General features: G+C 45.5%; 28 protein-coding genes and 6 tRNA genes. 17 read left to right on the top strand and 17 right to left on the bottom strand.

The genetic code is table 11. The annotated features are described in order from the left end of the window. Positions 1-520: 520 nt before the first annotated feature. The 3 genes from ACX4JR_RS05115 to ACX4JR_RS05105 all read left to right on the top strand — a co-directional run bounded on the left by ACX4JR_RS05115 (position 521) and on the right by ACX4JR_RS05105 (position 1694). Positions 521-664: a hypothetical protein gene (locus tag ACX4JR_RS05115; protein ID WP_476059949.1), complete on the top strand. Its 144-nt coding sequence runs from the start codon at positions 521-523 to the stop codon at positions 662-664. 30 nt (positions 665-694) lie between these two features. Next, complete coding sequence (locus tag ACX4JR_RS05110) at positions 695-1042, top strand: hypothetical protein (RefSeq protein ID WP_476059948.1); 348 nt, start codon at positions 695-697, stop codon at positions 1040-1042. Between the two features lie 220 nt (positions 1043-1262). Beyond that, positions 1263-1694 (top strand): hypothetical protein, encoded by a 432-nt coding sequence (locus tag ACX4JR_RS05105; protein ID WP_476059947.1) that lies wholly within the window; start codon positions 1263-1265, stop codon positions 1692-1694. Positions 1695-2148: 454 nt separating this feature from the next. Here ACX4JR_RS05105 and ACX4JR_RS05100 read toward each other — a convergent pair whose 3' ends face one another. Together ACX4JR_RS05100 and ACX4JR_RS05095 are read right to left on the bottom strand one after the other, a co-directional pair. Continuing rightward, positions 2149-2430 (bottom strand): DUF713 domain-containing protein, encoded by a 282-nt coding sequence (locus ACX4JR_RS05100; protein WP_476059946.1) that lies wholly within the window; start codon positions 2428-2430, stop codon positions 2149-2151. Then, the gene (locus ACX4JR_RS05095; RefSeq protein WP_476059945.1) at positions 2423-2659 is read right to left on the bottom strand and encodes a helix-turn-helix domain-containing protein; all 237 of its coding nucleotides are present in this window, start codon (positions 2657-2659) and stop codon (positions 2423-2425) included. Before ACX4JR_RS05095 ends, ACX4JR_RS05100 begins: the two co-directional genes overlap by 8 nt. Positions 2660-3011: 352 nt before the next feature. Between ACX4JR_RS05095 and ACX4JR_RS05090 the strand changes: the two genes are divergently transcribed. The 3 genes from ACX4JR_RS05090 (at position 3012) to ACX4JR_RS05080 (ending at position 4903) form a co-directional block, all read left to right on the top strand. Beyond that, a complete protein-coding gene (locus ACX4JR_RS05090; RefSeq protein WP_476059944.1) occupies positions 3012-3251 on the top strand; it encodes a hypothetical protein in 240 nt (79 codons plus the stop codon). A 221-nt stretch (positions 3252-3472) separates the two neighbouring features. Then, entirely contained in the window at positions 3473-3727 is a 255-nt protein-coding gene (locus ACX4JR_RS05085; RefSeq protein ID WP_476059943.1) for a hypothetical protein, read from the top strand. A 3-nt stretch (positions 3728-3730) separates the two neighbouring features. Continuing rightward, the gene (locus ACX4JR_RS05080; RefSeq protein WP_476059942.1) at positions 3731-4903 is read left to right on the top strand and encodes a tyrosine-type recombinase/integrase; all 1173 of its coding nucleotides are present in this window, start codon (positions 3731-3733) and stop codon (positions 4901-4903) included. Positions 4904-4992: 89 nt separating this feature from the next. Here the strand turns inward: ACX4JR_RS05080 and ACX4JR_RS05075 are convergent. The 3 genes from ACX4JR_RS05075 to cobS form a co-directional block, all read right to left on the bottom strand. After that, a tRNA-Gly gene (locus ACX4JR_RS05075) sits at positions 4993-5067 on the bottom strand. Positions 5068-5150: 83 nt separating this feature from the next. Then, positions 5151-6335, bottom strand: coding sequence for a CaiB/BaiF CoA transferase family protein (locus ACX4JR_RS05070; RefSeq protein ID WP_476059941.1), 1185 nt, complete (start codon positions 6333-6335; stop codon positions 5151-5153). 203 nt (positions 6336-6538) lie between these two features. Next, positions 6539-7273: an adenosylcobinamide-GDP ribazoletransferase gene (gene cobS, locus ACX4JR_RS05065; RefSeq protein WP_476059940.1), complete on the bottom strand. Its 735-nt coding sequence runs from the start codon at positions 7271-7273 to the stop codon at positions 6539-6541. 549 nt (positions 7274-7822) lie between these two features. Here cobS and ACX4JR_RS05060 point away from each other — a divergent pair. From ACX4JR_RS05060 to ACX4JR_RS05050, 3 genes are read left to right on the top strand one after another with little or no spacing between them, the layout of a single operon-like run. Continuing rightward, entirely contained in the window at positions 7823-8878 is a 1056-nt protein-coding gene (locus tag ACX4JR_RS05060) for a TRAP transporter substrate-binding protein (protein WP_476059939.1), read from the top strand. Between the two features lie 24 nt (positions 8879-8902). Continuing rightward, on the top strand, positions 8903-9460 hold the full coding sequence (locus tag ACX4JR_RS05055; protein ID WP_476059938.1) for a TRAP transporter small permease: 558 nt from the start codon (positions 8903-8905) through the stop codon (positions 9458-9460). Then, positions 9457-10767: a TRAP transporter large permease gene (locus ACX4JR_RS05050; protein ID WP_476059937.1), complete on the top strand. Its 1311-nt coding sequence runs from the start codon at positions 9457-9459 to the stop codon at positions 10765-10767. Before ACX4JR_RS05055 ends, ACX4JR_RS05050 begins: the two co-directional genes overlap by 4 nt. 719 nt (positions 10768-11486) lie before the next feature. Here ACX4JR_RS05050 and ACX4JR_RS05045 read toward each other — a convergent pair. The 4 genes from ACX4JR_RS05045 to ACX4JR_RS05030 all read right to left on the bottom strand — a co-directional run bounded on the left by ACX4JR_RS05045 (position 11487) and on the right by ACX4JR_RS05030 (position 14459). Further along, on the bottom strand, positions 11487-11711 hold the full coding sequence (locus tag ACX4JR_RS05045) for a hypothetical protein (protein ID WP_476059936.1): 225 nt from the start codon (positions 11709-11711) through the stop codon (positions 11487-11489). Between the two features lie 532 nt (positions 11712-12243). Continuing rightward, positions 12244-12332: transfer RNA gene (locus ACX4JR_RS05040), tRNA-Leu, on the bottom strand. 231 nt (positions 12333-12563) lie between these two features. Next, positions 12564-13940 carry an acetyl-CoA carboxylase biotin carboxylase subunit gene (accC, locus tag ACX4JR_RS05035; RefSeq protein WP_476059935.1) on the bottom strand — a complete coding sequence of 459 codons (1377 nt, stop codon included), beginning with the start codon at positions 13938-13940 and terminating at the stop codon, positions 12564-12566. Between the two features lie 72 nt (positions 13941-14012). After that, positions 14013-14459, bottom strand: a complete 447-nt coding sequence (locus tag ACX4JR_RS05030) for an AIR carboxylase family protein (protein ID WP_476059934.1) — start codon at positions 14457-14459, stop codon at positions 14013-14015. Positions 14460-15164: 705 nt separating this feature from the next. Between ACX4JR_RS05030 and ACX4JR_RS05025 the strand changes: the two genes are divergently transcribed. From ACX4JR_RS05025 to ACX4JR_RS05010, 4 genes are all read left to right on the top strand, one after another. After that, complete coding sequence (locus tag ACX4JR_RS05025) at positions 15165-16121, top strand: sulfite exporter TauE/SafE family protein (RefSeq protein WP_476059933.1); 957 nt, start codon at positions 15165-15167, stop codon at positions 16119-16121. Between the two features lie 23 nt (positions 16122-16144). Continuing rightward, positions 16145-16591, top strand: a complete 447-nt coding sequence (locus ACX4JR_RS05020; RefSeq protein WP_476059932.1) for a DUF1634 domain-containing protein — start codon at positions 16145-16147, stop codon at positions 16589-16591. A 168-nt stretch (positions 16592-16759) separates the two neighbouring features. Further along, positions 16760-17092, top strand: a complete 333-nt coding sequence (locus tag ACX4JR_RS05015) for a YlbF/YmcA family competence regulator (RefSeq protein ID WP_476059931.1) — start codon at positions 16760-16762, stop codon at positions 17090-17092. Positions 17093-17288: 196 nt separating this feature from the next. Continuing rightward, positions 17289-18224, top strand: a complete 936-nt coding sequence (locus ACX4JR_RS05010; protein ID WP_476059930.1) for a glycosyl hydrolase family 18 protein — start codon at positions 17289-17291, stop codon at positions 18222-18224. Between the two features lie 96 nt (positions 18225-18320). On the opposite strand, the gene ACX4JR_RS05005 is transcribed toward ACX4JR_RS05010, so the two are convergent. The 5 genes from ACX4JR_RS05005 to speB all read right to left on the bottom strand — a co-directional run bounded on the left by ACX4JR_RS05005 (position 18321) and on the right by speB (position 19642). Beyond that, positions 18321-18395 (bottom strand) — tRNA-Cys (locus ACX4JR_RS05005). Between the two features lie 10 nt (positions 18396-18405). After that, positions 18406-18480, bottom strand: a tRNA-Gly gene (locus tag ACX4JR_RS05000). Positions 18481-18512: 32 nt separating this feature from the next. Beyond that, positions 18513-18588: transfer RNA gene (locus tag ACX4JR_RS04995), tRNA-Phe, on the bottom strand. Between the two features lie 4 nt (positions 18589-18592). Beyond that, positions 18593-18669 (bottom strand) — tRNA-Asp (locus ACX4JR_RS04990). A gap of 115 nt (positions 18670-18784) precedes the next feature. Next, a complete protein-coding gene (gene speB / locus ACX4JR_RS04985) occupies positions 18785-19642 on the bottom strand; it encodes an agmatinase (protein WP_476060475.1) in 858 nt (285 codons plus the stop codon). A gap of 144 nt (positions 19643-19786) precedes the next feature. Between speB and ACX4JR_RS04980 the strand changes: the two genes are divergently transcribed. Continuing rightward, entirely contained in the window at positions 19787-20047 is a 261-nt protein-coding gene (locus ACX4JR_RS04980) for a hypothetical protein (protein ID WP_476059929.1), read from the top strand. A gap of 42 nt (positions 20048-20089) precedes the next feature. Here the strand turns inward: ACX4JR_RS04980 and speE are convergent, their stop codons facing one another. Together speE and ACX4JR_RS04970 are read right to left on the bottom strand one after the other, a co-directional pair. Then, a complete protein-coding gene (gene speE / locus ACX4JR_RS04975) occupies positions 20090-20920 on the bottom strand; it encodes a polyamine aminopropyltransferase (protein WP_476059928.1) in 831 nt (276 codons plus the stop codon). 19 nt (positions 20921-20939) lie between these two features. Further along, complete coding sequence (locus ACX4JR_RS04970; protein WP_476059927.1) at positions 20940-21398, bottom strand: pyruvoyl-dependent arginine decarboxylase; 459 nt, start codon at positions 21396-21398, stop codon at positions 20940-20942. A gap of 180 nt (positions 21399-21578) precedes the next feature. Between ACX4JR_RS04970 and ACX4JR_RS04965 the strand changes: the two genes are divergently transcribed. After that, positions 21579-22052 carry a general stress protein gene (locus ACX4JR_RS04965; RefSeq protein ID WP_476059926.1) on the top strand — a complete coding sequence of 158 codons (474 nt, stop codon included), beginning with the start codon at positions 21579-21581 and terminating at the stop codon, positions 22050-22052. A gap of 33 nt (positions 22053-22085) precedes the next feature. Here the strand turns inward: ACX4JR_RS04965 and ACX4JR_RS04960 are convergent, their stop codons facing one another. Beyond that, complete coding sequence (locus ACX4JR_RS04960; protein ID WP_476059925.1) at positions 22086-22943, bottom strand: TIM barrel protein; 858 nt, start codon at positions 22941-22943, stop codon at positions 22086-22088. A gap of 181 nt (positions 22944-23124) precedes the next feature. On the opposite strand from ACX4JR_RS04960, the gene ACX4JR_RS04955 reads away from it, so the two are divergent. Together ACX4JR_RS04955 and ACX4JR_RS04950 are read left to right on the top strand one after the other, a co-directional pair. Further along, the gene (locus ACX4JR_RS04955; protein WP_476059924.1) at positions 23125-24717 is read left to right on the top strand and encodes an ABC transporter substrate-binding protein; all 1593 of its coding nucleotides are present in this window, start codon (positions 23125-23127) and stop codon (positions 24715-24717) included. Positions 24718-24834: 117 nt separating this feature from the next. After that, positions 24835-25674, top strand: coding sequence for a hypothetical protein (locus tag ACX4JR_RS04950; protein ID WP_476059923.1), 840 nt, complete (start codon positions 24835-24837; stop codon positions 25672-25674). The last annotated feature ends 227 nt before the right edge of the window (positions 25675-25901 follow it).

Here is a 25901-nt window from a genome sequence, read left to right as displayed (position 1 = left end):
TGCTGAGTAGGTATGTGAATATGAAAAACAGTCTAAGCAAAAAACTGGATTACATCCTTTCCAAAGATGACCAACCTGTAAAAACACTCCCACCCCCTAAGCCTGCCTTTTGGGACAAGCCCCGCCCTTCTGTACCTGCCCCGGGGGTATATCTTAAAGACATATACGGGCCCCCGGAAAGCCGGGACCAGCGGAAGTGGCAGAAGTTGTTCCGGACGGCAAATAGAGCATGGCCCAAGGCAACCCCTGGGTGGGAACGCAACAAGCTATTTGCGGATGCGTGCTATTTCTCTGCATGCGCCAGGCTATTGCAGGCAAAGCGGCCCGCGGAGCGGGACCGAATGCGCTATATTGCGAACCGGATGCGATATCCTAAAAATGTAAAGGGGTAGGGGGGCTCCTTTTTTTGGAAAGCGCGACCTATAGACCGAGCGCCCACCCTTTTGCACGCAAAATTCCCTTTTTATGGTAAATGGGGGTAATGTAGCATTATGTTGCATTAAAAGCGGGAGTGGTATCAATGAGTAAAGGCATGGGTAAGCGGAAAGAGAAAAGCCTTTGCGATAGCTGTAAAAACGAGAATAGGTGCAAACAGCCGGTGGGAGTTGTGCTCCAGTGCCCGCGGTATGCCCGAAAGAGTTTACCGGAACGGCCGGACGGCTGAAGCCGACGAAATTCGTCGGCACAACCGAACATGTTTTTACCGGTGCGGGTCCTTCCGAAAAACGGGGGAGTTGCGGGTGCTGCGAGCCCCGAAATTCGGCCAGGTACGGGAAAAAATTTTTCTGATTTCCTTCCCAAAAAACAGGGGAAACGGCCGCGTTGGGGAGTGATTTCTTCGGAAGAACGGGCACCATACAGGGCGGGGGGCCCTACCAAGGCAAAACTTGTGGAAATAAAACTTACCAAGTACAGGCTGTTTTTAACTGAACAGGAGCTGCAGAGCCTTCTGGCCCGGGATCCAGAACTTTGGCGGGAAGCAATTAAAAGGGGCAAGTACATCCAGAGGGCTAGGTCCCGGCGGCACGGGAAAGCAAAATGAAAGGGGTTTGGTTTGCTTGTGGCCTACAGACGAGAAATTCTGGCAGTGGTGGGCAAACCAACCCCCCCGATTTCCGGGAAAAGGAACCCGTGATACCAAGGCCCGGGGCCATTACCCGGGGTGGTGGGAATAAAAACCGCAGAAGGCGGAACAAAAAGCCGCGGGCCCCGCTGCCAAGCGAAAGGTGGCGGCTGTTTTAAGTTTGAAGGGTGGTGAGAATATGCCAAGGCGCTGCAGTGTATGTGCTCATAAGGATGCAGAAGCCATTGACCAGGCCCTGGTAGCCGGGGAGACACTGCAAAGTATAGCCGACCGCTACGGTGTATCAAAGGCGGCCCTGAGCCGCCACAGGCGGCACATGGAAACAAGGGACGGGGCCCCAAAGAAGCTGGAACCGGTACCTACTCCTGGAAAGGCCGTTGAGCATGATTATGATATCGAAGCCCTGGCCCTGGTTTGTCCGTATTGCGGGGAACTGGAGTTGTATTTCGATGGCTGGCTGGAGGATGGTACAGCCATTATTGTTTGCCCGTGGTGCCCGCGAGAATTTACCATTCAGGGGCTAACCGTGGGGCCAATTACCGTGCCCTTTGACGCGGCAGTGGAAGTTTCCCGGGGTGCGGTAATGCCGCCCTGGAAAAAGAAGCGGTAGCGAAAAACACGCATTTTTACGCACTAAAAAGAGCGAAAAGGGGCAAAAATGTTTCGCTTCGTTTCGGAAAATGCGTCGCAATTTGCGCTATGTTCCGGAATAAGTGGAGCGAAACGTAATAAAAAGCCGGTACCGCAACGAGTACCGGAATGGCTGAAAGCCTTGTGATTACTGGGTTTAAAGGTAATTTAAGGGGTAAGCTATAAGGGCCCCGGCTGTTCGTTTTGCAGGGGTCTATTTATCAAAATCACCCCATGAAGAATAACGAACGCGAACTGTGCAAAACTGCGCAGGTGCGCAAAGATGCGCGCACTGGAAGGGGCGGGCAAATCCTTACCAGCCCGTGGACATAGACCGGGCGGACGTAACAACCGTAACGGTAGCGACCGTAACGGTAACACGGTAACGGGAGATTGCCCGGCCCGGGCATAATAAAGCCCGGCAATAAGCCGGGCTATTTTGCGGCAGTCCTTCTCTCCTGTTCAGTTAAGCGGTTATCCAGCTTGAGTATGTCCTCCCAAATGGCCTTAACATCCCGCTTGATGGTGGCAACGTCTTGTTGCAGCCTTCTTATGTCCTGCCTCATTTCCTGAAACTCCTGCCGTACTTTCTTCCGAAACTCCCGAAACTCCTGCCGTACTTCCTTCCGAAACTCCCGAAACTCCTGCCGTACAGGTTGTAACTCTTCCTGGATAACGGAGCGGAGCATGTTAACCAGATCCTTATTATTAGCCATTGGTGGATTCCTCCTCCCCCGTGTTCGGGACATATTCAAGGATGTCACCAGGCTGGCAATCCAAAGCCTGGCATAGCCGTGCTAACACGGCAAAAGTTATCCCCTTCGCCTTTTCATGGTAAAGAGTACTAATAGTATCCCTGGCTATACCTGTCTGGTTGTGTATATCTGATATTTTTAACCGTTTTGCACCCATAAGAGTGCTTAAACGACAACGTATCTCTGGCATTATTAACCCACCTCCAGCTTAATTATAGCATATTTCCTGCATTATACAAAAAGATTCCTACAATATGTCGGATAGGTTATGCAAAGAGGTATTGATATGATGTAGAATACATGCTATACTTTGCATAGACTACTCTGCAAAATAAAGAGAAGGGGAGGGATTAATACATGCGGTACAGGTACTACACGACATAAAACGAACTTGTGAATTTTCACAAGTTGCTGAAGGCCGGCAAGCGGTACAGGTACTACGGAGCAAATATAAGTTTTAACCTGGTGGCCTAACAAGGGGACGGGGCCCCGGCCCCTCCCCTTTCTAAACCCGATAGAGTAACCAACAAGGAGGTAATAGCATGGCTGACGCATTTGTCTGGCGCACGAAGAAGGGGCGCATACATGCAATTGTGGTAATGGGAGAAGATTTCCCGGAACGAAGGCTTTCCCTGGACTTGGAAACCGGGAAGGTCACGCTGCACGTCCCTCGGAAGGTGGGAGAAGATGAGAAGTCACTGCAGGAGGCGATTGAAGCGGCTGAGCGGGCCCTGGCCCGGCATGAAAGGGAAGCCCGGATGCTGGCCGGTACAGTGGAATAAAAGAGGGGGTGTGTAGAACGCACTCCTTTTTTTTCGTTGAATTTCGTTGAAATGTGTTGAGTTGGCTTTCAACGGTTATAACCCTTGTGACCGTAAGGCTGAAGCAATTTCGTTGAATGTTGAAAGGTTAAGGAAGAAAATAGGCTTACCTGGTAATTATTCTTGACATTAGTATCACTCTACAATAAAATAAACTTAAAGCATACAGCGGGGGCAATAAAATGTATATCTACTGGCGGCCCATGAAGGGCAAAAAGAACCGCTACGCGGTGCTGCGGACCACACAGCGGAAGAACGGTAAGCCCACCCCCCGGGATGTGGCCTACCTGGGCAAGAACCCGGCGGCGAAGTTGAGGAAACTGCTGAAAGAGGGGAAATATACCAAAGAGCAAATTTTAAGCATTTCCTGGAAGGATGACGGCAGCGAAAGTGCGGCGGAACTTAAAAAGCTAATGGAGGAATTAAAGGAGGAGTAAGGCATGGGTAAACGCGGGCATGGTGAGGGGACAATTTATAAAAGAAAGGACGGCAGGTGGACAGCTCAGGTACCCATTGGCCGGGACCCCGTTACCGGCAAACTGAAGCGTAAAACTTTTTATGGGAAAACCCGCAAAGAAGTGCAGGAAAAGATAGATAAATTTAAGGCGGAACTACAAAGCGGGACGTATACGGAGCCGTCAAAAACCCTCTTTGGTGAATGGCTTACCCGGTGGCTGGAAGTTTACAAAAAACCTAATATTAAACCCACGTCTTATGCCAACTATGAACACCTGGCCCGGACACACATAATCCCCTGTATTGGGAATATCCCTTTGCAACAATTAACCACGGACATAATACAGGAATTTTATAATCAAAAATACACAAACGGTAGGTTGGATGGCAAAGGCGGGCTTTCATCCAGAATAGTGCACATGATTCACCAGGTCGTAAATGGGGCCCTTAAACAAGCTCAAAAACAGAGGCTAATTGCCTATAACCCGGCAGAGGCAACAACCCTGCCTAAGCTCAAATATAAGGAAATGTCTCCTTTAAAGCCAAATGAAGTAAAACAATACCTGGATGCCGCCAAAGACGACAGGCTATATGCAGCTTTCCTGGTGGAGTTAACCACGGGTTTGCGGAGGGGGGAGCTGCTGGCCCTTACATGGGAGGACATAGATTTGAAAAACGGATTGCTAACGGTTAAACGGACACTGGCCCGGGCCCCGGTGGAAGGCGGAACCGCTCTGGTATTCTCGGAGCCCAAAACCGAGAAGGGTAAACGGACTATTCCCTTACTCCCCTGGGTGGTAAAGGAACTTAAAAATCACCGGGCCCGGCAGGCGGAAGAAAAACTGCTGTTAGGCCAGGCTTACCAGGATAATAACCTGGTATTCTGCACTCCCACCGGAACCCCGATGGAACCCCGGAACTTCCACAGAAAGCACACGGAGATACTGAAAAAGGCCGGCCTGCGGCACGTGCGTGTCCATGATTTAAGGCATACAGTGGCTACCATGTTAATAGAGGCGGGAGAAAACATAAAAACGGTCCAGGAGATACTGGGCCACGCCAAAGTCAGCACCACTCTGGACCTATACGTACATGATAGTATTGAAATGAAGAAGCAAGCCATAAGCAAATTGGAAACTGTTTTTAACGGCAACTAGTTTTTACTAGTTGCTTTTTTATTGCAGTAAGATTGCAGTAAATTGGGGTATTACACTTTACTGCAATACCCCGGAACCCTTGATTTTACTGGAGCGGGTGAAGGGGATCGAACCCTCAGCCCTCAGCTTGGGAAGCTGATGCTCTACCATTGAGCTACACCCGCACTTTTCAGTTGTAGCAAAATATATTATAGCATTTTAAAGTTAAAAGTCAAGTCTCGTTTCCTTGTAATTATTGCGCAGCCATTTAAATCACCTTATCTTCTGCCAGCTTTTTTATTTCATTTTCATTAAAACCAAGCTCGGTAAGAATTTCAAAGGTATGCTCACCCAGCGAAGGAGGCGGCATTCGAATGTCCGCCGGTGTTTTGGAAAGTTTGGCCGGAAAATTGAGCAGCTGAATTTTACCTTCGGTGGGATGCTCCATTTCCTTAACCATATTACGATACTTAACCTGGGGATGCCCAAAGGCCTCTTTAAAATTATTCACCGGTTCGCAGCAACAGTCCACACCTTTTAAAAACTCCAGCCATTCGTCCTTAGTTTTTTCTGCAAAAATCCTTTCCAACTCCCCTATTACTTCCCTGCCCTTCTCACCGGAAGCAAACTGCTCATTGAGCAGGTCTTCCCGTCCAATAGCATTGCAAAAGGCGGCCCAAAACCGGGGTTCCAGCGCACCGAGGGCCATATAACGCCCGTCTTTTGTACGGTATAAGTTATAGCAGGGAATACCGCCGTTTAACATGGTCTTACCCATACCGGGGTCTATCCCGTCGGCAAAGTATTTGCCGGCATACATGCTTAGCCAGGATAACGCCCCGTCCATCATGGCAACATCAATATACTGGCCTTCCCCGCTCCTTTCTCGGGCAAAAAGCGCCGCAAGGATGCAGAAAGCCGCCAGCATGGCCCCGCCACCAATATCGGCAATCTGCACACCGGGTATAGCCGGAACCTCTTCTCTGGTTCCGGTGATGCTTAAAATACCTGCAAGAGCTAAATAATTTATGTCATGACCCGCCTTGTTTGCAAAGGGCCCTTCCTGCCCGTAACCCGATATGGAACAGTAAATAATACCGGGATTTATCTTTTCCAAATCCCGATAACCCAGGCCCAACCTGTCCATAACTCCCGGGCGAAAGCCCTCCAAAATAACGTCAGCGCTTTTAACAAGTTTCAAAAAAATTTCCTTGCCCCGTTCACTCTTAAGATTTAAAGTCATACTTTTTTTATTTCGGTTTACGGCCAGATACATGGCACTTTCCTTATTAACTCTAGGAGGAAATTCCCTTAAATAATCGCCCCGGCCGGGCTCTTCAATTTTTATAACCTCCGCCCCTAAATCCGCTAACATCATGGAACAATAGGGCCCGGGCAGCAACCTGGATAAATCAAGAACCCTGATCTCCGAAAGGGCCGCCACGTTATTCATCTAAAATCCACTCTCCCTTAATAATTCCTTAATTAATTCAGGAAACATTTTGCTCTGGAATGTGGCAAAATTCAAGACGGTATTCGATATAAACGCCCCGGAACCCTCCTGAATGTTTTAAATTTTCAAGCTTCATTCTCGAAGGGGAACCAGTCCCCATATTTGATAATTTTTGCTGACCCGCTCCACTCTGTATTTACATCTTAGAACAAAAACTGTAATGTAAATAAAACCAAAACCTCAACACATTCGGTAACAGCACCTAAGGTATCCCCGGTCATCCCGCCAATTTTCTTATATATGTACCACCCTAACAAAGCCGTCCCTAATAAAACCACTCCCAATAAAAAGATGCCTTTATAACCAACAATTAGTAAAACTGTTAATATGGTACTTAACGTTGCCCATAATAACTGTAAATTCCCCACATAATCAGTAAAAACTCCCGTTCCCCCACCAACCCTGGCATAAGGGTATACTTTTGCTCCATATACTTGTGACCACCGTCCTAAAACCGGCATAACCACCAGGGAAATAGCCCTCATCCCCGGGGGAATCTGTCCCAAGAGTACAAATTTTAAAAGTAAAATCATGCTTCCTGCGATAACACCATGCGAGCCAACCCGGCTATCTTTCATAATTTCCAATATCCGTTCCCGCGATTTTCCGCTGAATAGCCCGTCAGCAGTATCCATTAATCCATCAAGATGCATGTTTCCGGTAATTATTATTAAAAATGCCAGGACTAAAAGGTCGCATACATGAAAAGCCAGAAAATGCGACATTAAAGTATATAGGGCTGCCGCTGCCCCTCCGAGAAATAATCCAATCAGCGGGAAAAAGGCCATAGACCGGGCCATATCTTCCACTTCAACTGTTCCGCGCACTTTAACAGGTACCCTGGTAAGAAATTGAAGTGCCAGTAAAAATAACTTCAAAAAAACACCTCCTGCTTAACCCTACCTTTTAAAAAAATAGTCCTCAACCCCAAGGCTGAGGACTTTTTCATAATCCCCAAAAGTTTTTCGTAAAGCCTTCCCACCAACGTAATTCGCCATATCTTGAAAACATCCTTCCTAATAAGAAAAAATAAAGAAAATACAGTGTAATGGGAAGCTCTAAAATCGAGTAAAAAAATTATCGACATGCAGGAATTCTTTTAATGACACCGAATAGATTGTAATATTATACAGTATGGCTGAGACTTTCAAAATTGAAGTACGGCTGGTAAAATTTTAAAAAGGGTAGGACGGTAAGACGGTAGGAAAAGGGAATGCGGTATTTTCCTGGGAACCGGAAATCTGCCCCATGGAATTCTCGAGTCCATTTAACCACGATAATAATTAAAATGGACTTTGGGAATGAATGTTACGGGTAATGAGCCTGCATATATTATTCCCTCATGAATAAAGGGGCTTAACCGCTGCTCTCTAAACTCCTACGGGAGTTTTTTTTATTGCTAAAAACAATTTAAGGAGGGAAAAACGTTGAAAAGTAGGAAAGTCCTGTTATTGCTGGTGGTGATGGTGCTGGCTGCTTTAACCGGCTGTTCATCGAAAACTTCACCGGAGGAACAAGGTAAACAGGGAACAATTGAACTTAAACTGGCGCATTTCTTTCCCGCTACCCACCCGGTTGAGACAGATTTACTTCAGCCCTGGGCAAAAGCTATTGAGGAAGCTACCAACGGGCAGGTAAAAATCACCAGTTATCCCGGTCAAACTTTGCTTAAGGCGGACACCATTTATGACGGGGTTGTTAACGGCATTACTGATATCGGTCTTTCTTGTTTTGCTTATACCCGGGGCCGTTTCCCGGTAATGGAGGCCTTCGAGCTGCCGGGTATCACTTATATTAACTCCAAGGTAGCCAGCAAAGTTGCCTGGGAGGGAATCAAACGCCTTAACCCAGAAGAAGTACAAGATACCAAGCTTATGATGGTATTCGCCACCGGGCCAGGAGATTTGTTTACAAAAGTTCCAGTCCGGAGTCTCAGCGACCTGCAAGGACTGTCGATAAGGGCTACCGGGCTCAGCGCTAAAACCCTGGAGACACTGGGAGCCACTCCAGTGGCAATGCCCCAGTCCGAGGCCTATGAAGCTTTGTCCAAAGGAGTTGTTAAAGGGAACCTTTCTCCTGTTGAAGTCTTAAAAGGCTGGAAGCATGCTGAAGTTACCGATTACTTGACTAAAACACCATTTCTCTATAACACTCTGTTCTTTATTACCATGAATCTTGATAAGTGGAATTCTTTACCGCCCGGTGTTCAAAAGGCTATCGAAGAGGTCAACGAGAAGTATTTTAAAGAAGTGGCAATGGGCTTGTGGGACAAACAGAACGAGGCTGCATTGAAGTGGGCAGTTGAAGAAGCCGGCATGGAAGTCATTACCCTCCCGGAGGAAGAAGCGAAAAAGTGGATTAGCCTCGTCAGTCCTATTCAGGACGAGTTCGTGGCCAAAATGAGTGAAAAAGGACTCCCGGGACAAGAAATTTTGGACACAGTTAAGGAACTGGCCGACAAATACAATAAAGAATATAAATAAGCTTGCTGGGGGTAATGAACTGGCATGAAACAATTCGCAGAAAAGCAGGCCGGTTATGAAATCTCATATGTGCCGCGGGCGCGGGCCGGCACGGAACAATTGGCGGGCTTAGTTACAGGACTAAGCCGGGTACTGGATAAAATAGCCGGGTTATGCATGGTGGCCATAATGTTACTGGTTATATCCAATATTATATTACGTGCTTTTCTAAACCGCCCTATTTTGGGTACCTACGAATACGTGGGCTTTTTAACGGCAGTGGTAATTGGCCTGGCTTTAGCTTACTGCGCCGTTCAAAACGGCCATATTGCCATAAGTTTTGTGGCAGACCGTTTTCCGCCCAGAATACAGGCGGCTGTTGATGTGATTATGAACGCCGCCGCTCTGTGCTTCTGGGGCCTGTCTGCCTGGCATATTTGGAAGTACGGCCGCAGCATGACGGACAGTGGCGTGGTGGCGCCGACGACCCAGATACCGTTCTATCCCTTTGTATATCTCGTTTCCTTCGGCCTGTTCGTACTCAGCCTGGTATTGTTCGTCAGATTGATAGAATCCATAAAAAGGACGGCAGTCAATAGATGAGCGAGTTCGTTGTTGGCATAATTGGCATAGCAGCTTTTTTTGCCCTTTTGATTTTACGGATGCCCATTGCCTACGCTATGGCTTTGGTAGGCTTTGCGGGGTTCAGCTACCTGGTTTCACCGTCCGCGGCCTTTAGCATGGTGGCCAAAGAAATCTTTTCTACATTTTCTTCTCACTCGCTGAGCGTTATCGCCATGTTTGTTTGGATGGGGTTTCTTGCCTTTTATTCCGGAATTGGCTCCAAACTATATGTTTTTGCTTATAAGCTAATTGGACATTTACCCGGAGGACTGGCCATAGCGACGCAGGCAGCGTGCGCCATCTTTGGGGCTATTTGTGGCTCCAACACGGCTACGGCAGCAACTATGGGCGCTATTGCCCTGCCGGAAATGAAAAAATACAAATATGATGCCTCCCTGGCCACGGCCAGTATTGCCGCTGGTGGAGTGCTAGGTGTCTTAATTCCGCCCAGCGTAATTATGATCGTTTACGGCATGACTACGGAGCAATCGGTGGGTAAGCTCTTTATGGCCGGCATTGTGCCGGGAATTCTTCTTATGTTGCTTTATATGGGGGCCATTTTTATCCTTGCTTCCCGTAATCCCGCCCTGGCCCCTGCCGGGCCCAGGGCCGGCTGGAAAGAGAGGATCAGTGCGCTCCGTGGAGGGCTGGGAGAAGTGTTGGTTGTATTCTCCATATCCATAGGCGGCCTTTTTGCTGGATGGTTTACCCCTACGGAAGCTGGTGCCGTAGGTGCGGCCGGCGTTTTAGGAGTGGCCCTTCTGGGAAGGCGCCTTAATTGGGAGGGGTTTAAAAACTCCCTTTTAGATGCTACCCGGACCACGGCAATGATTATGCTTATGGTTGCCGGGGCAATTATCTTCGGCCGCTTTATGGCCGTGAGCAAGGTCCCCTTTGCATTCGCCAATTGGGCCGGGGCCCTGTCCCTGCCGCCCTTTGCTGTAGTAGGAATTGTGTTGCTTATATATTTAATACTTGGCTGTTTTATTGATGCACTGGCACTGATTCTACTTACCATACCCATCTTTTTCCCCGTAGTGGTCACAGCCCTCGGCTACGACCCCATATGGTTCGGGGTAATAATTGTTATGGTAGTGGCCATGGGCGTAATTACGCCGCCGGTAGGTATGAACGTATATATCATCAAGGGGGTGGCCCCGGATATACCCCTGGAAGTAATTTTCAAGGGCATATGGCCTTTCCTGGCAGCACTGATAGTCTGTTTGGTAATACTGATAGCTTTCCCGCAAATTGCCACTTTTCTACCCGGCACTTTTGCACAATAAAAGTGACAACTTTTATAATTTTACGGCCAATCGCCAGCCACGGGAATTCGTAGTAGTCGGATGACTGATACCGGGGACCGGAATCGAACCGGTACGGGCCTCGCAGCCCCCGGGATTTTAAGCAACCCTTGGGCAAAAATTCAACAATTAGTAACACTTTCCTCTTCAGCCGAATACTATAAATTAGCCAGACAAAAAACTTTAACTAAGGAGGAATGTGTAAATGGGTTATGGCGGAGGCGTTGGTAGTGGATCTAAAGGAAGCTTCATTCTATTTCTGATTCTGATCCTGCTGGTGTTTGGTATGTTCCCCTTCTTCGGATATTGCAGTGTCGAATAAATAAAGCATGTGCAAACTTGCCGTTGTTATCCCGGCAATGCCCCAATATACACTCCTATTTCCTTCAGACAAAACGCCCCGTAATGGGGCGTTTTGTTTTACATAAAACGAAAAAAGCCACACACAACAAAAATGTGACGCCAAGCAGCTGCAAGCTCAACCCCTGGTTATGGTTCTTGACCTGTGCATTTATTTTGGATAACGCCCCGCATGGGGCGTTTTTTGTTACCTGCCCTGGAACAAACGGGAAACTTTAAACCCTCACGTCAAAATGTTTTCCTAATACGACCTACCTGAAAAACAAAAGCCTTAAATATACGACACTTATCACCAGGTTGTTGATAAGTTGTGAATAATTTTGTGGACAGGAATTTCACCATTAATACTGCAGCCCGGCGTAAAAGCAAACCCCCGCCCATAATAATAATCCAGCTATCACAACTAACATATCCAAGTATTGATTGTTTTCAAATCTTTCCTCAATATTTAAAAGGTATTTATTGACCAAATGCTCCATGCCCTTAACCGCTTTATTTGCAAATACTACCTTAAAAATGATAATAACCTCCTCCCCCCAGGACAGTGTAAAGTTCCAGTTCTTCAATTGTTTTATGGAGCCTGACTACTTCTCCAATTTTTTCATCTTGAACCTTCCACTTGGCAGGAAGTGCATTTATTTAATCTTTATTGTTATTTTGGTAGTACTGCTGCAGGTACGGATCATGTAATATATTCTTAACAACCTGAAACAAACTTCCAAATTTTTACATATTTCATTGTTATTTTTTATATTTTTTTGATTCGTTCGACAACTATCTGAAATATCCTTCATAGTTTTATTACTTTTTGCCTAATTATATAGGACTTTTATCCTATGAAATAAAAAATAATGGAAAAGCTGGATTTTACATATTGTTAAAGATAGCCAAACATATGCAAAACTGCTGGCCCAGAAAAGCTGCCTTGGTTATACAAGTAACTGTTATAAATAAACCCGCACCGCTCGACCAAGATTCAAAACAGGACCATACAGCACGATACAGTCATAAAAAAATTTGGGCACCAAATGGGCACCCAAAAAGTAAATTGGCCACCTTTGTGCTGGTGACCCAAAACCCTGAAACCCTTGATTTTACTGGTGCCGGAGACCGGAATCGAACCGGTACGGGCCTCGCGGCCCCCGGGATTTTAAGTCCCGTGCGTCTGCCAGTTCCGCCACTCCGGCTTGTTCTAATATTATATTTAACAACTTCTAAAACCATCTACATTTCAACTTATACCTAATGGCAACAACCATCACATGTCGTGTTGACACGTATAAAGTATAACAAAAATCTCATTTAATTGCAATAAAAAGGTTTTGTTTTTAAGTTCTATTTTTGAGAGAGGCCTTTTACTTTTTTGTCCCAAAATTTTCCTTCAAGGCCTCTCTCTATATATTTATTAAACCTCTCCCTTATCTTGCTGCCAAGTCCTTAAAGGGTTCACAGTTATTTAACAACTCTTGGACGAAGGTGGTATACACTTCCCCGCGGATAAAGGAAGGGTGATTTAATATCCATTGATGGAAAGGTAGGGTGGTCTTAATTCCCCCGATACGAAACTCACTAAGGGCCTTTTTCATACGATTGATAGCTTCGTCACGGGTTTCACCCCAGGTAATAACTTTTCCCATTAATGAGTCATAAAAGTAAGGAAGGGTATACCCGCTATAAACGTAATCGTCAACGCGAATTCCTTCTCCTGTTGGTTTTTCATAAATGGTGATCAAACCGGGACTGGGAAAGAAATTTCGTTCAGGATCTTCTGCATTAATGCGACATTCCAGTGCCCAACCCTTTATAGTAATATCGTCCTGGCAAATATTCAACTTTTCTCCTGCGGCAATTCGGATTTGTTCTTTAACCAGGTCAATCCCGGTAACCATTTCCGTAACAGGATGCTCCACCTGAATGCGGGTATTCATCTCAATAAAGTAAAAATTGCCATCCCGGTCTAAAATAAACTCTACTGTGCCGGCATTATTATAATTAATTCCCGCAGCCAACTTAAGGGCCGCTGCTACTATCTTTTGCCGCAGTTCCTGGTTTACTACGGGGGAAGGACTTTCTTCAATTAGTTTTTGATGCCGGCGTTGAATGGTACAGTCCCGCTCTCCCAGGTGAACCATGTTTCCGTAATTGTCCGCCAGAATCTGAACCTCGACGTGGCGTGCCCCTTCCACATACTTTTCTATAAAAATCCCGGCATTTGCAAAAGACAAACTGGCTTCTCTCTCAGATAACGCCAAACACTCTATCAATTCATGTTCATTTTGGGCCACCCGTAAACCCCGACCCCCTCCGCCGGCCGAAGGTTTAACCAGCACCGGGTAGCCTACTTTCCGGGCTATACGAAGTGCCTCCTTCCTGGTACGAATAGGCTTAGAATTTCCCGGTACTACCGGAACGCCCAATCGGGTGGCAGTTTCCCTGGCATCCACCTTATTACTCATCATTTCCATGGCAGAGGGCCGGGGCCCGATAAATACAAACCCATTTTCCTCACAAGCTGTCGCAAACTCGGGATTTTCCGCTAAAAAACCATATCCAGGATGAACAGCATCCACTTGAGCTTCTTTAGCTACGGCTAAAATATTATTAATACTCAGGTAGCTATCGGCAGGCGGTGCTGCTCCTATACAATAAGCTTCATCGGCCTCACTCACATGCCGGGAGTAAAAATCGGCCTCAGAAAAAACAGTTACTGCTTTAATCCCTAATTCCTTGCATGCCCGGATAATTCTTACGGCGATTTCACCTCGGTTAGCTATAAGCACTTTTGGGAATGACATTTTTAACCCTCATCACCTCCAAATATTAAAGCCCTTTTCTGGTGGTATAGTTTCCAGTAATGTTTATCTCGACTAAATTACCTTTACACTTTGAAGAGAGTGATAAATTGACTCGTGCTTGGCTGCCAATGTTTGGGCCGCCCATAGCCCCGCCGAGTAAGCATCTCCCGGGTCGGTAATCAAAATGGAATGGATTTTTCCGCGATCTGCAATATTTGGCAAGAAAGTAGTTTCTTCATTGTCTGAAACTGATTTAGGAACGTAAATGATGAGTACCGGGGTTATAGAACTTAAAGCTGAAACAGGACAGGGTATGTTGCCGCCTCCCACAATAATAACTTCAAGGCCCTTCAGTCCAGCAGTAAGCATATAAAGGTATAATTTTTCCAGAGGATCCGGGTAATCAGATAGAACAGTTATATCAGTTGGTATATTTAATTCATTTAAAACTTCTTGAGCCGGCTTCAAAGTTTCCCGGTCTGAGCTATCTCCCACTAAAATTCCTACCAGTGATTTCATAAAAAGTTTCACCTCCTGAAAAGAGCTCCAACACAATAAAAATCCAATAAATAGCCCTAAAAAGGGAAATCTATTGGCTTAATACACTCCTACAAAAAAAATAAGCCCACCAACCATAATTTTTTTAAATAGATATTTCTTTTTTTACTAGGATATTCGCCTAACCATCTGCACGTCAATGCTTTTACGATAAGTATACATAATACTTTTTTAGATCCTTAAATTGTATACAGTATTTACCTTAAAAGTCAGCCCCCTACATCTCACCTTATCCGCCCAAGCCGCAGTAAGCTATTCAGCTTTAACCCAAAGAGCCCGCCCTATTTCATCTTTTAGGGCGGGCTCTTTCAAAGTGGTTCAACTCGCCCTTACTAAAACTGTTTATTTCCAAACACTACTGTTTGAAATTCTACAATAAAAGAACCATTTTTCACATATCATACTGCTCAAAGATGCTTTTAAAATTTTAAAATGGTCATTGGTATTACTTGCTTAAAAGAAGCATCTCCAGTTTTAAACTCATCTTTGGCATGTAAAATGCATTGTACGGAGGTAGAGATAATACTCGTTTTCACAAATATATAAAAAACAATCACAGGAGAGGGGGAGGCCGTCTAAAAAAATTTAAAGGCGCTTCGCAAACGGCAATTAGGGCCGGGCAATAGAATTTTGGTTTGTTGCTTTGTTCTTAAGGGAGGGGAAGGAATGATACTAGAATTAATACAAAACGTAAGCCAGCTTTTTACCAAGTTAAGCATAACGGTCTCATCAAGTGCCGGCGATGCAGGTGCAGCCGTAAGTGCGGCTGCGGGCAATTCAGGCCTTGATTGGTGGATATGGCCGTTGCTTCTCTTTGTAACCACCTTTGTTTTGGGCATAGCAGCTGTATTGGCCGGAGTAGGCGGCGGGGTTTTATTTGTTCCCATTGTAGGCAGCTTTTTCCCGTTCCACCTGGACTTTGTAAGGGGCGCGGGCCTAATTGTCGCCCTTTCCGGTGCCCTTGCCGCGGGGCCCGGTTTATTAAAGGCCAACCTGGCAAACCTGCGGCTGGCACTACCGGTGGCCCTTATAGCATCGACTTTTAGTATAATAGGTGCCTTTTTAGGTTTAGCACTGCCCACCAATATATTAAAAATTTGCCTGGGTCTTACTATCACTTTAATCGCCATACTGTTTATCTTTTCTAAAAACAGTGAATATCCGCAAATAGGGGAAAGGGATGCTTTAACCAGGAAGCTGGACATTTCCGGCTCCTACTGGGAGCCTTCCTTGAATAAAAAGATTGATTGGACCGTTTGGAGAGCACCCCAAGGCTTTTTAATATTTATCTTCATCGGTTTGATAGCAGGGATGTTCGGCCTTGGTGCCGGCTGGGCAAACGTGCCGGTATTAAACCTTCTTATGGGAGCACCCCTCAAGGTTGCTGTGGGCTCCAGTAAGTTCTTGCTTTCAATTACCGATACATCAGCCGCCTGGATTTACCTTAATCAAGGGGCAGTACTACCCATTATTGCAGTTCCTTCCGTTCTGGGGATTATGCTGGGTTCCCTGGTGGGTGTAAAACTTCTAGCCATTGCAAAACCCAAGGCCGTCAGGTACTTGGTAATCGCCATGCTGCTATTTGCCGGCATCAGGTCCCTTTTAGAGGGCCTCGGATTTTAGAAGGTTTGGATGGGGGTAAAACAATGGGTAAAGATAAGAATGCCAAAAGTACAATTGGGAAAGTGGAAGTTCCCCAGGAGCAAATTAAATACGCAAATCTACTCCTTTATGGCTCGTGGCTAGGCATTGCTATCCTAATAATAACTTTCTTCTTGTATATAACGGGCATTTTAGTCCCTTATATTGAACCTGCACAAATGCCGCAGTATTGGGGTATGAGATCATCGGACTTTTTACACGCAGCCGGCCTGCAAGGAGGCTGGGAATGGCTTGGAATGCTGGAAAAGGGCGACTTTATTAATTACATAGGGATTGCCCTTTTAGCAGCTCTAACCGTTATCGGCTATTTGGCACTTTTACTACCGGCCTACATTAGGAAAAAAGATTACGCCTATACTGCCATCGTTATCACTGAAATTATAGTTCTCGTTCTAGCTGCTTCAGGTATACTGGGTTCCGGCGGGCACTAAAACATTTAGGGGGGGAATTTCTACCCCCCCTAAGTGTTTATATAAAATAAATAAGTTTTATTTTAATAAAGCATATTATTATTTGACTCCACATGTTATAATATTTTTAACATAATTAAAATTTTTAGCAAATATAGCCAATTTTTTTGTTCCGGGAGGTAAAAACCGTTGTCTCAAGCTGTAATGGAAAAGGCCACCGAATTGGGAAATTTAATAACGCAAACAAAAGAATTTAATGAAGTCAAAGAGAAACAGACAGCAATGTTTAGAGACCCCACCGCATTGGAACTATTAAAACGATATGACACCCTGAAAAAGGAGTATAAGGAAAAGCAGGAAAAAGGCGAGAAACTAAGCCCGGAAGATGTTAAAGCCATGGAACAGGCTGAACTAAAGATGTCAGAACACCCCAAAATAAAGGAGTTCTTTGAGGCGCAAAAAAAGTTCCAAGAGTTATTGAACTCGGTTATGGAATGTGTTGTAAAACCGTGCAGGAGCTAACACAGTCCACGAGCAGGTAATAAAAAGTCCAGGACTTTTTTATAGTCCTGGACTTTTTTATTATACAATTACCCAAATCGAATAAGCTTGTTACCTTTTTAATCTTTTCCCGGCAAATAGTCACTTAAAGGTTAAATATACCATAATATATAATAACTTTTTTGCTGTATTAAATTTTAACGGGAGGATTTAACTTATGACACAGTTTGAAAATAACTGGTATTATGTTACAGACCCGCTCGGTTTTGATACCTTGCGGGTTCACGGCGGGCAAATAACGTACTTAATTCCCTTTTGGTTCGGAGTAACCAGCAAAGGCACATTAGAAGATCAATCCGATCCCGAAACCTTTGCTGTGGTACGACAATTCAACTTACCTATGATAGCCATTGTACACAATTTCGCCAGCCCTCAATATGGTCCCCTAATTCATAGATTATTAACCAATGATCAATTGCGCTCCACCTTAGTGAAGAGTATCCTGAACTTGCTCTTACAAAAAAGATTTATCGGGGTAAATATTGACTTCGAGTTTATTCCGCCTGAAGACCGCCCGTTCCTGACCCGGTTTATAACTGAACTTTACCAAGCCCTGAAGCCTTATGGGTTTTTGACTACCATCTCCGTACCGGCCCAGCTCGAAGATAACCCGCGCCACCCGTTTTCAGGCGCCTTTAGTTACCCGGACCTGGCCCGGGTAAGTGATCAATTGTATGTATTAGCATATGACGAACATTTTTCAATGCCCGGCCCCATAGCTTCTATCGGTTTTGTCCAAAGAGTTATGGCTTATGCCCTTTCCGTTATCCCGCGAAAAAAAATCCGCCTGGGAGTACCGGTATATGGTTACGATTGGGCCGAAGGCGCAACGAGACCGGAAACACTATCATATGAACAGGCCATCGCCCGGGCCCAGCGTTACGGGGCCGTCATCCGGTATGATGAGGCGGCCGAGGAACCGACATACACCTATCAAGTCAATGGCGTTCAGCATATTGTTTGGTTTGAAAATGCCCGCAGTTTTGCAGCTAAACTTAACCTTACCCGCAGGTATGGGATACCCGGAATTGGGGTCTGGCGACTGGGCCTGGAAGATCAAAGAGTATGGGATTTATTGGCTTCAGGCAAGTAATTCAACCTTTTGTGTTTGCAACTGCAAAATTATCACAAAATAAAAATTAAGGGTCTCCAACCCTTAAAAGAGCTGCAGGCCCTTAATTTAAAAAACTGGAGGCGACTGCCGGATTTGAACCGGCGAATGGAGGATTTGCAGTCCTCTGCCTTACCACTTGGCTAAGTCGCCATAGATAAAATGGAGCGGAAGACGGGATTCGAACCCGCGGCCCTCGCCTTGGCAAGGCGATGCTCTACCACTGAGCTACTTCCGCAAATTTCTTAATTTATAATATTTTATTTTAGATGGTGCCACGGGACGGAATCGAACCGCCGACACGAGGATTTTCAGTCCTCTGCTCTACCAACTGAGCTACCGTGGCAAATTGGCGGAGCTGACGGGACTTGAACCCGCGATCTCCGGCTTGACAGGCCGGTATGTTAACCGACTACACCACAGCTCCAGACCTAGCTTTCCAGCGCCAGCAGCGTTAGCCTCATCGCTGACAATCTTAAGTATACAAAATCTATAGGGAAATGTCAATTGGTATTTTACAACAAAGTATAACTTTTTTCATTTTATCCAAACAATAAAATGGCATCTCTTACCAGTTTTGCGGCCAGCAAAGCGGTTATCTGGGATTTATCTAGCACCGGACACACTTCAACCAGGTCCATGCCTACCACATTTAAACCCTTAAGCAAATGAAGGGCTCTTAATATCTCCGATGAACTACAGCCACCGGGTTCCGGAGTACCTGTGCCGGGAGCAAAGGCCGGGTCCACCACATCGATATCCAAAGTAATGTAAACCGGCACTTTTTTTATTTCGTTAATTATATCGCGTAACGGCTCCAAAATCTTGCCCGGGTACATACGGGTGTTTTCACTTCCCCATTGAAATTCCTCACGGGTACCGGACCTAATACCCAATTGAAAAATCCTCTCTCTCCCCAACACCTCGGCAATCCGCCTCATTACGGTGGCGTGGGAAAGTTTTTCTCCAAGATACTCATCCCGCAGGTCGGCATGGGCGTCAAAATGAAGCACTATTACCTCCGGATATACCCTGGCAACTTGCTCCACCACCGGCAAACTTACCAAATGTTCCCCACCCAAAACCAAAGGCTTTTTTCCGTCTTTTAAAATGATATTCACCGCATTTTTTATACAATCCAAGCTCTTTTCCACGCTGCCTAAAGGTAACAAGATATCCCCTGCATCAAAAAAATACCGGTTCGACAGGTCCAGCCCCAAATCAAAGCTAAATTCCTCTAACCCCTCTGATACATTCCTGATTTCCGCCGGGCCATTCCTTGTGCCGGGGCGAAAACTAACGGTAAAATCCATGGGTGCACCAATAATTACAAGGGAACAATTCTTATAATTCTCAGAAGATCCCATAAAGCGGCCTAACCTTTCTGTTAAATCTTGCAACATTTATAATCCCTCCTGAACACTTCAAGTATAATAAGTCCTAAAATGGAATACAAAAACACAAGGAAAAGTAGTTCATTGCGTAGAAGAGTTTAATATTGGCCTCGGCACCCCCAAATTTATTTCCTTAAGGAGGGGAACTCTATGAACCTAAATAGGATTCCAATTTCGCTTGAGGTATTGGAACATTTACGCACCCATTTGGAAAACCAGGGAACTGATGTTTGTAATTTTGATATCGAAGTAGCTAAAACTTTTTCAGGAAAAACTACCGTTCGCTTCTTCGACACTGAAAACGGTGTTGTTATAGAACAACACTTTTTAGAAGAAGAAAACGACGAAATAGACCGTGATATTAACCTGCATATTATTCTCCGCCGCCGTGATTTTCCCTTTCAAAACTAAGTAATTAAAAACCCCTGCCGTCCTCAGGCAGGGGTTTTTAAATTATTTTTCGAGATATTCTTTTATAAAGGGAGGTAATATAAATGAACTATGGTGAATAGCAGGGTTATACCATTTGGTATCCAGATCCGGTATATTCTCCGGCTTAACTTTCAAAGGATCATATTTTTTTGAACCCAGTGAAAAACACCAGAATCCACCCGGATAAGAGGGAATTGTACAGGTATAAAGACGGGCAATGGGGAATATGCCTGCCAGCGCCGTTTGTACTTTTTTAACCAGATCTTGATTAAAAAACGGAGATTCGGTTTGGGCAATTAAAAGCCCGTCCTCTTTTAGGGCATCATAAACATTACGGTAAAAATCTTCATTAAATAACCCCACAGCTGGCCCAACCGGGTCTGTAGAGTCAATTATAATCACATCATATGTATTTTTATGTTCTGCCACATGTTTTATGCCGTCTCCTACACGAATTTCCACCCTCGGATCTTTAAAACCGCTGGAAAAGGTGGGTAAACATTTCTTAGACGCCTCGATGACCTTTTCATCTATCTCTACGTGTACCGCCTTTTCAACTTTTTTGTGCTTCATTATTTCCCGTATAGATCCGCCATCGCCTCCGCCGATTACCAAAACCCGGCGGGGATTGGGGTGGGTCACCAGTCCCACATGGGTAATCATCTCGTGATAAATAAACTCATCTCGTTCACTGGCTTGAATGACATTGTCCAAGGTAAGAACACGCCCGTATTCAAAGGTATCCAAAACCATTATCCTTTGAAAACCTGATGTCTCATTGTATAAAATCTCTTTAACCCTCAAACTAATCCGCAAATCCTTGGTTTGATCTTCTGAGAACCAAACTTCCACCCAACTTCCCTCCTAAATATTAATACCATAAAGGCACAGCAGCTAAGGCACATCCAATACGCTCCACTACGTGCTCAGCGGCTTCCAGCTTAATTTCCACCAATTCCATTTTTCGGGAAGCGAAGGCTTCCTTAATCATGGCTTCCACTTTTTTCTCGGCCTCTTTTTTACTGCACCGGCCGGAATATTCCATAATAACACCAAAAGAATCCGGAGAAAATCCAACTCCCACAGCCGCCGCAATCAAGTCGCCCGGCTTATCACTTATAATGTAGCCGTATGCGGTGGGAACCAACGAACCCGGGGGAATAATAAGATTCGGGTCATATTCTGCACTGGGCGGCAATATACTGCTAACCCGAATAAGATTAATGTTTCCAATTCCGCCTTTTAAAAGGGCATTATCGAAGGCTGTTAAATGGTTACGTCCCTCAGCTGCGGCAGCCGTAAGAAAAAACTTCTTTGGGGTAGGCAACATATGAATTCCCCCTTTAATCTATTTTAGCCACACAACAAACAATATTATATCAAACCTAAAACAAAAATAAATAGGATTGGCTTACTTCACAAGTAAAAATTTAATCAAATATGAATAATTACCCTCCACCTAAGACATTATACAAAATGTACGACAAATAAGTCTGAGGAGGTACAAGCCATGTCCAAAACCGTATTAAGTACTTTTCCTTCCCGTGAAGCTGCAGAAAAGGCTGTAAATGAGTTGCGCAGGCAAGGATATAACAACGAAATTTCCATCATAGCCCGGGATAATGAACAGCAAAACCGGGGCACCGGTGACGCACAGCCCGATACACTCACTGACGGCACATCCACCGGCGGTGTTCTGGGCGGCCTGGCAGGATTGGCCATAGGCGCCGGGGCACTGGCCATTCCCGGCTTGGGTCCCATTATTGCTGCCGGGCCAATAGCAGGACTTCTCTCCGGGGCTGCTGCCGGCGGAATAGCAGGGGGCCTCATCGACTGGGGAATTCCCAGAGAGCGCGGCGAATATTACGAGGAAAAGGTAAAGCAGGGTAACGTACTGGTTTCAGTAAGAGCAGATGAACAAAGGGTTAATAATGCGGCGGAAATTTTACGCCGCGAAGGGGCCCAAGACGTAGAAGTACATTAATTAGTATAAGGACGCCTTGCGGGGCGTCCTTATTTACCTATTTTTAACTTGCAAATATATATTTTTATAAGCCAGGGCATCCTCAGCCTGCCTGCCATCGGATTCACAAATTATGGTAGGGCTTAAGCCCCTTTCCACAATTAATTCCGCCAGCGGCTCAAATAACGGGCCGAACCCCTCATCAAGCAAGGTACGGTGCTTTTTCTCCCCTGCCCCAGTAAATTCAACGGGACTAAAATGAATGTGCAGGTTACGAACAGCCTCTTTTGAAATTCCCTCTGCTATAATGTCTAATATTTTAGCAAAATCTTCTTTGGTCACCAGCCCCCCACCCCTAACGGCATGCAGGTGTGCGAAATCAATTGTAGGAACAACAGGCGGGCCTACTTCACACAACTCGATGACTTCCTCCAGACTTCCCAGCTGGGTCGCCTTCCCCATGGTCTCAGGCGCCAGCTTTATTTCCCCCAGGCCCTCCTTTTTTGCCTCGCTAACTACTTCGAACAGCAACTCCTTTGCCCGCTTCATGGCCTCCTTTCTGTCCATGCCCGAAGTACTTCCCGGGTGAAACACTACCTTCGTGGCCCCCATCCACTTGGCAGCCCATAAAGATTTCATCAGGTGCCCTTTTGTCCTTTCCCGCTTTTCCGGGTCCGGTGTAGCAAGATTTATATAATAAGGGCCGTGGATACTTAGAGCTATTCCGTTCTCCCGGGCCATCTCCCCCAAGCGGCAGGCAGTCTCTTTTTTCAGGTTAACTCCCCGGGAACACTGGTATTCATAAGCAGTCAAACCCAATTTATTTAGCCACCGGGGCATGTCCAGGGAAGATTTATAACCTTGTTCATAAAAAGAACGTGAATTTCCCGCCGGGCCAAACCTTACATTCATATTTATTCCTCCCAACAATACCATTTAAGCAAAAGTTTTATATTCCCCCTTCTAAATATCTTAACCCCAACTGGATATCATTTACAAAACATTTACTCCTGATTCCCCTGCCAAGAAGGAATATCCAATAATTTACAGAATTTGTAAATAACATCTTTTTCCTTAATTGTGGGGGGATAAAATGAAAAAGGAAAAATTTACAGGTCTTGTCATGGTTTGCATATTACTGCTCTGGTTAATGATGCCCGTTAAGGGAGAAAATACCGGTACTATAGTTCTTAATACGAAACAAAATTGCAAAGAACTTGTTTACGCCTGTTCCAATCCTTGCGGCACTCCGGACCCGGCCCTGGCCAGGGATGATGTCTCGGCACTGATCATCTCAAATATATTTGAGGGCCTGGTACGATTTTCGCCAGATTCCAATGAAATCCAGCCATGCCTGGCAAAGGATTGGGAGGTTTCGGAAGATGGACTGGAATGGACGTTTCACCTCCGCCGGGGAATACAATTTCACGACGGTACACCCTTTAATGCCCGGGCGGTAAAATTTAGCGCCGAACGCCAGTTAAAGAATAACCCGAATATGATATATTCCCGGTTTGTTTACGGCCCGGTAAAAAAAATCGAAATTATTGATGATTATAGGGTTAAATTTATCCTCAAATATCCCTATGCACCTTTTTTAAACAATCTGGCCATGCCCTTTGCAGCACCCGTGGTTAGTCCCAGTGCCGTTAAAAAATTCGGCGCGGATTTTTGGCGGCATCCGGTGGGTACTGGCCCTTACAAGTTTGATAAGTGGGAAAACGGTAAAGTTATACTCCGGCGCAATCCCTCATATTGGGGTACCCTTCCAAACTTAGAATCTATTATTTTTATACCAGTTCCCAAAGAGAAAGCCAGAATTGATTTACTCCTGAAAAAACAAGTACATATAGCGCAGGATATAGCTCCTCATAAGGCACAACTATTAAAACAAAAGGGCTTTAAAGTTTATAACACCACCGGTATGGACATTAGCTATTTGGGGTTCTACGTTAATAAACCGCCCTTTTCTTACCGGGCCGCCCGGCAGGCAGTCAATTTGAGTATCGACAGGGTAAAACTTGTCAAGGAAACCTTAAACAGAAGAGGAGTCCCGGCCGCATCATACCTGCCCCCGCCCATGAACGAAGGTACTTATCACCACCTGCCGGCCGACATACAAAAGGCTAGAAAGTTGCTTTCCACGGTACCTTTAAAAACAAATAAGATCACTTTGATAACCTATACCGGCCAGAGGCCATACAATCCCGCAGGGGGAGAAGCCGTAGCCCGCTCCCTGGCTACACAGCTGGACAAAATAGGACTGCAAGTTACCATAAAATCCTACCCCTGGAATGAATACAAGAAAGCACTGGCCCGACAGGAAGGAAATGCCTTCCTTTACGGCTGGATAAGCGACAACGGTGACCCCGATAACTTCCTGTACCCCTCCTTTTCCACCGTCCACATAAAAACCGGCTTGAATATCAGTCATTTTAGCAACCCTGAACTGGATACACTACTGGTAAGCGCCCAGCATACCCTGGACCAGCCGTTAAGAAAGGAATTATATAAAAGGGCCCTGGACATACTGGAACAAGAAGTCCCGTGGGCCGTTTTAAACCACAGCAACAGGATAACAGTAACTGACCCCCTGCTCTCCGGCTACGTACCGCACCCTACCGGCTGGGATAATCTTTCCCGGGTAGACTTTTATACCGCCAGTACAGTATCAGCACAAGGATAAAAATATATTACCATACAAAAAACTATTTCCTTAAAGTTCCATTAATAGTTAATATAACTGGGTAACATAATATAAAGCAAGTACAAGTAATATATAAATTTTTTAGGAGGTATAGCAATGGACCAAATCTATCAATTGCAACAGCAAATCCAAAGAATGCGCCAGGAGCTAAACGACATTATGCAGATGACAAATCAACTTCAGCAATTTGAACAAAGTAATGCCGCCCAACTTTCGCGGCTACAACAACACGAAAGCAACGCTACCCAGCAACTGCAGCGCATACTGCAAGTATGTAACCAAGTAAACCAGGACCTCAACCAGATAAACGGCCTTACCCAGCAAATAGCGTCCCGCATCGCTACCAGACAGGGAATGCAATACGGCTACAGCCCACAGCCCGGTACTCAAATGGGCTGGGGACAACAGGGCGGCACTCAAATAGGATGGACACAGCAGCCCGGCACTCAAATGGGTTGGGGACAACAAACCGCCCAATTTACGCAGCCTGCGGGTAATACCACTTACAACCAGTTTGGAGCGGGATACAACATCCAGCAGCAATATACTCCTTATACTCAAAGCGGCTATTTTAGCACAGCAATGGCAACCAGCCCGGGTAACATTACCAGCGGGTATTATAGCCCTGCATATGGTCAAAACTTCCGGCAAGAACAACAAAACTGGCAGGATCCTGAGCAATACCGGCAAAATCAGTTTATAAGCCAGCAGGCAAACCAGGCCCTTCAGCAGCGATATCAAGCCGCCACCGCGGTAACCAACCCGGGTAATATTACCAGCGGGTATTACAGCCCTGCATATGGTCAAAACTTCCGGCAAGAACAACAAAACTGGCAAGATGCACAGCAATACCAACAAAACCAGTTTATAAGCCAGCAGGCAAATCAAGCTCTTCAACAGCGGTACCAAGCCGTCACAGACTATGATATCCGTTAAGAATAAGGCCCGCTTACGCGGGCCTTTGAGATTGTTTATAAAACCAAGTCAACAGCCCTTTTTGTGGTAAATATTCAATAGTCCCAGGATACAATTATTATAAAAATAAAAATATCCCAATCTTTTCTGGGATTTGCAAAAAATAAGCCGCGAATATCACCGTAAGAACGCACTTTTTAAGCCGCCTGTTAAGTGAGCGAGGCTACAAACGGGTACTCATCCAACCA

The organism is Desulfofundulus sp. JL263-se (assembly GCF_056316025.1).
This window is presented reverse-complemented; position numbering and strand designations above follow the sequence as displayed.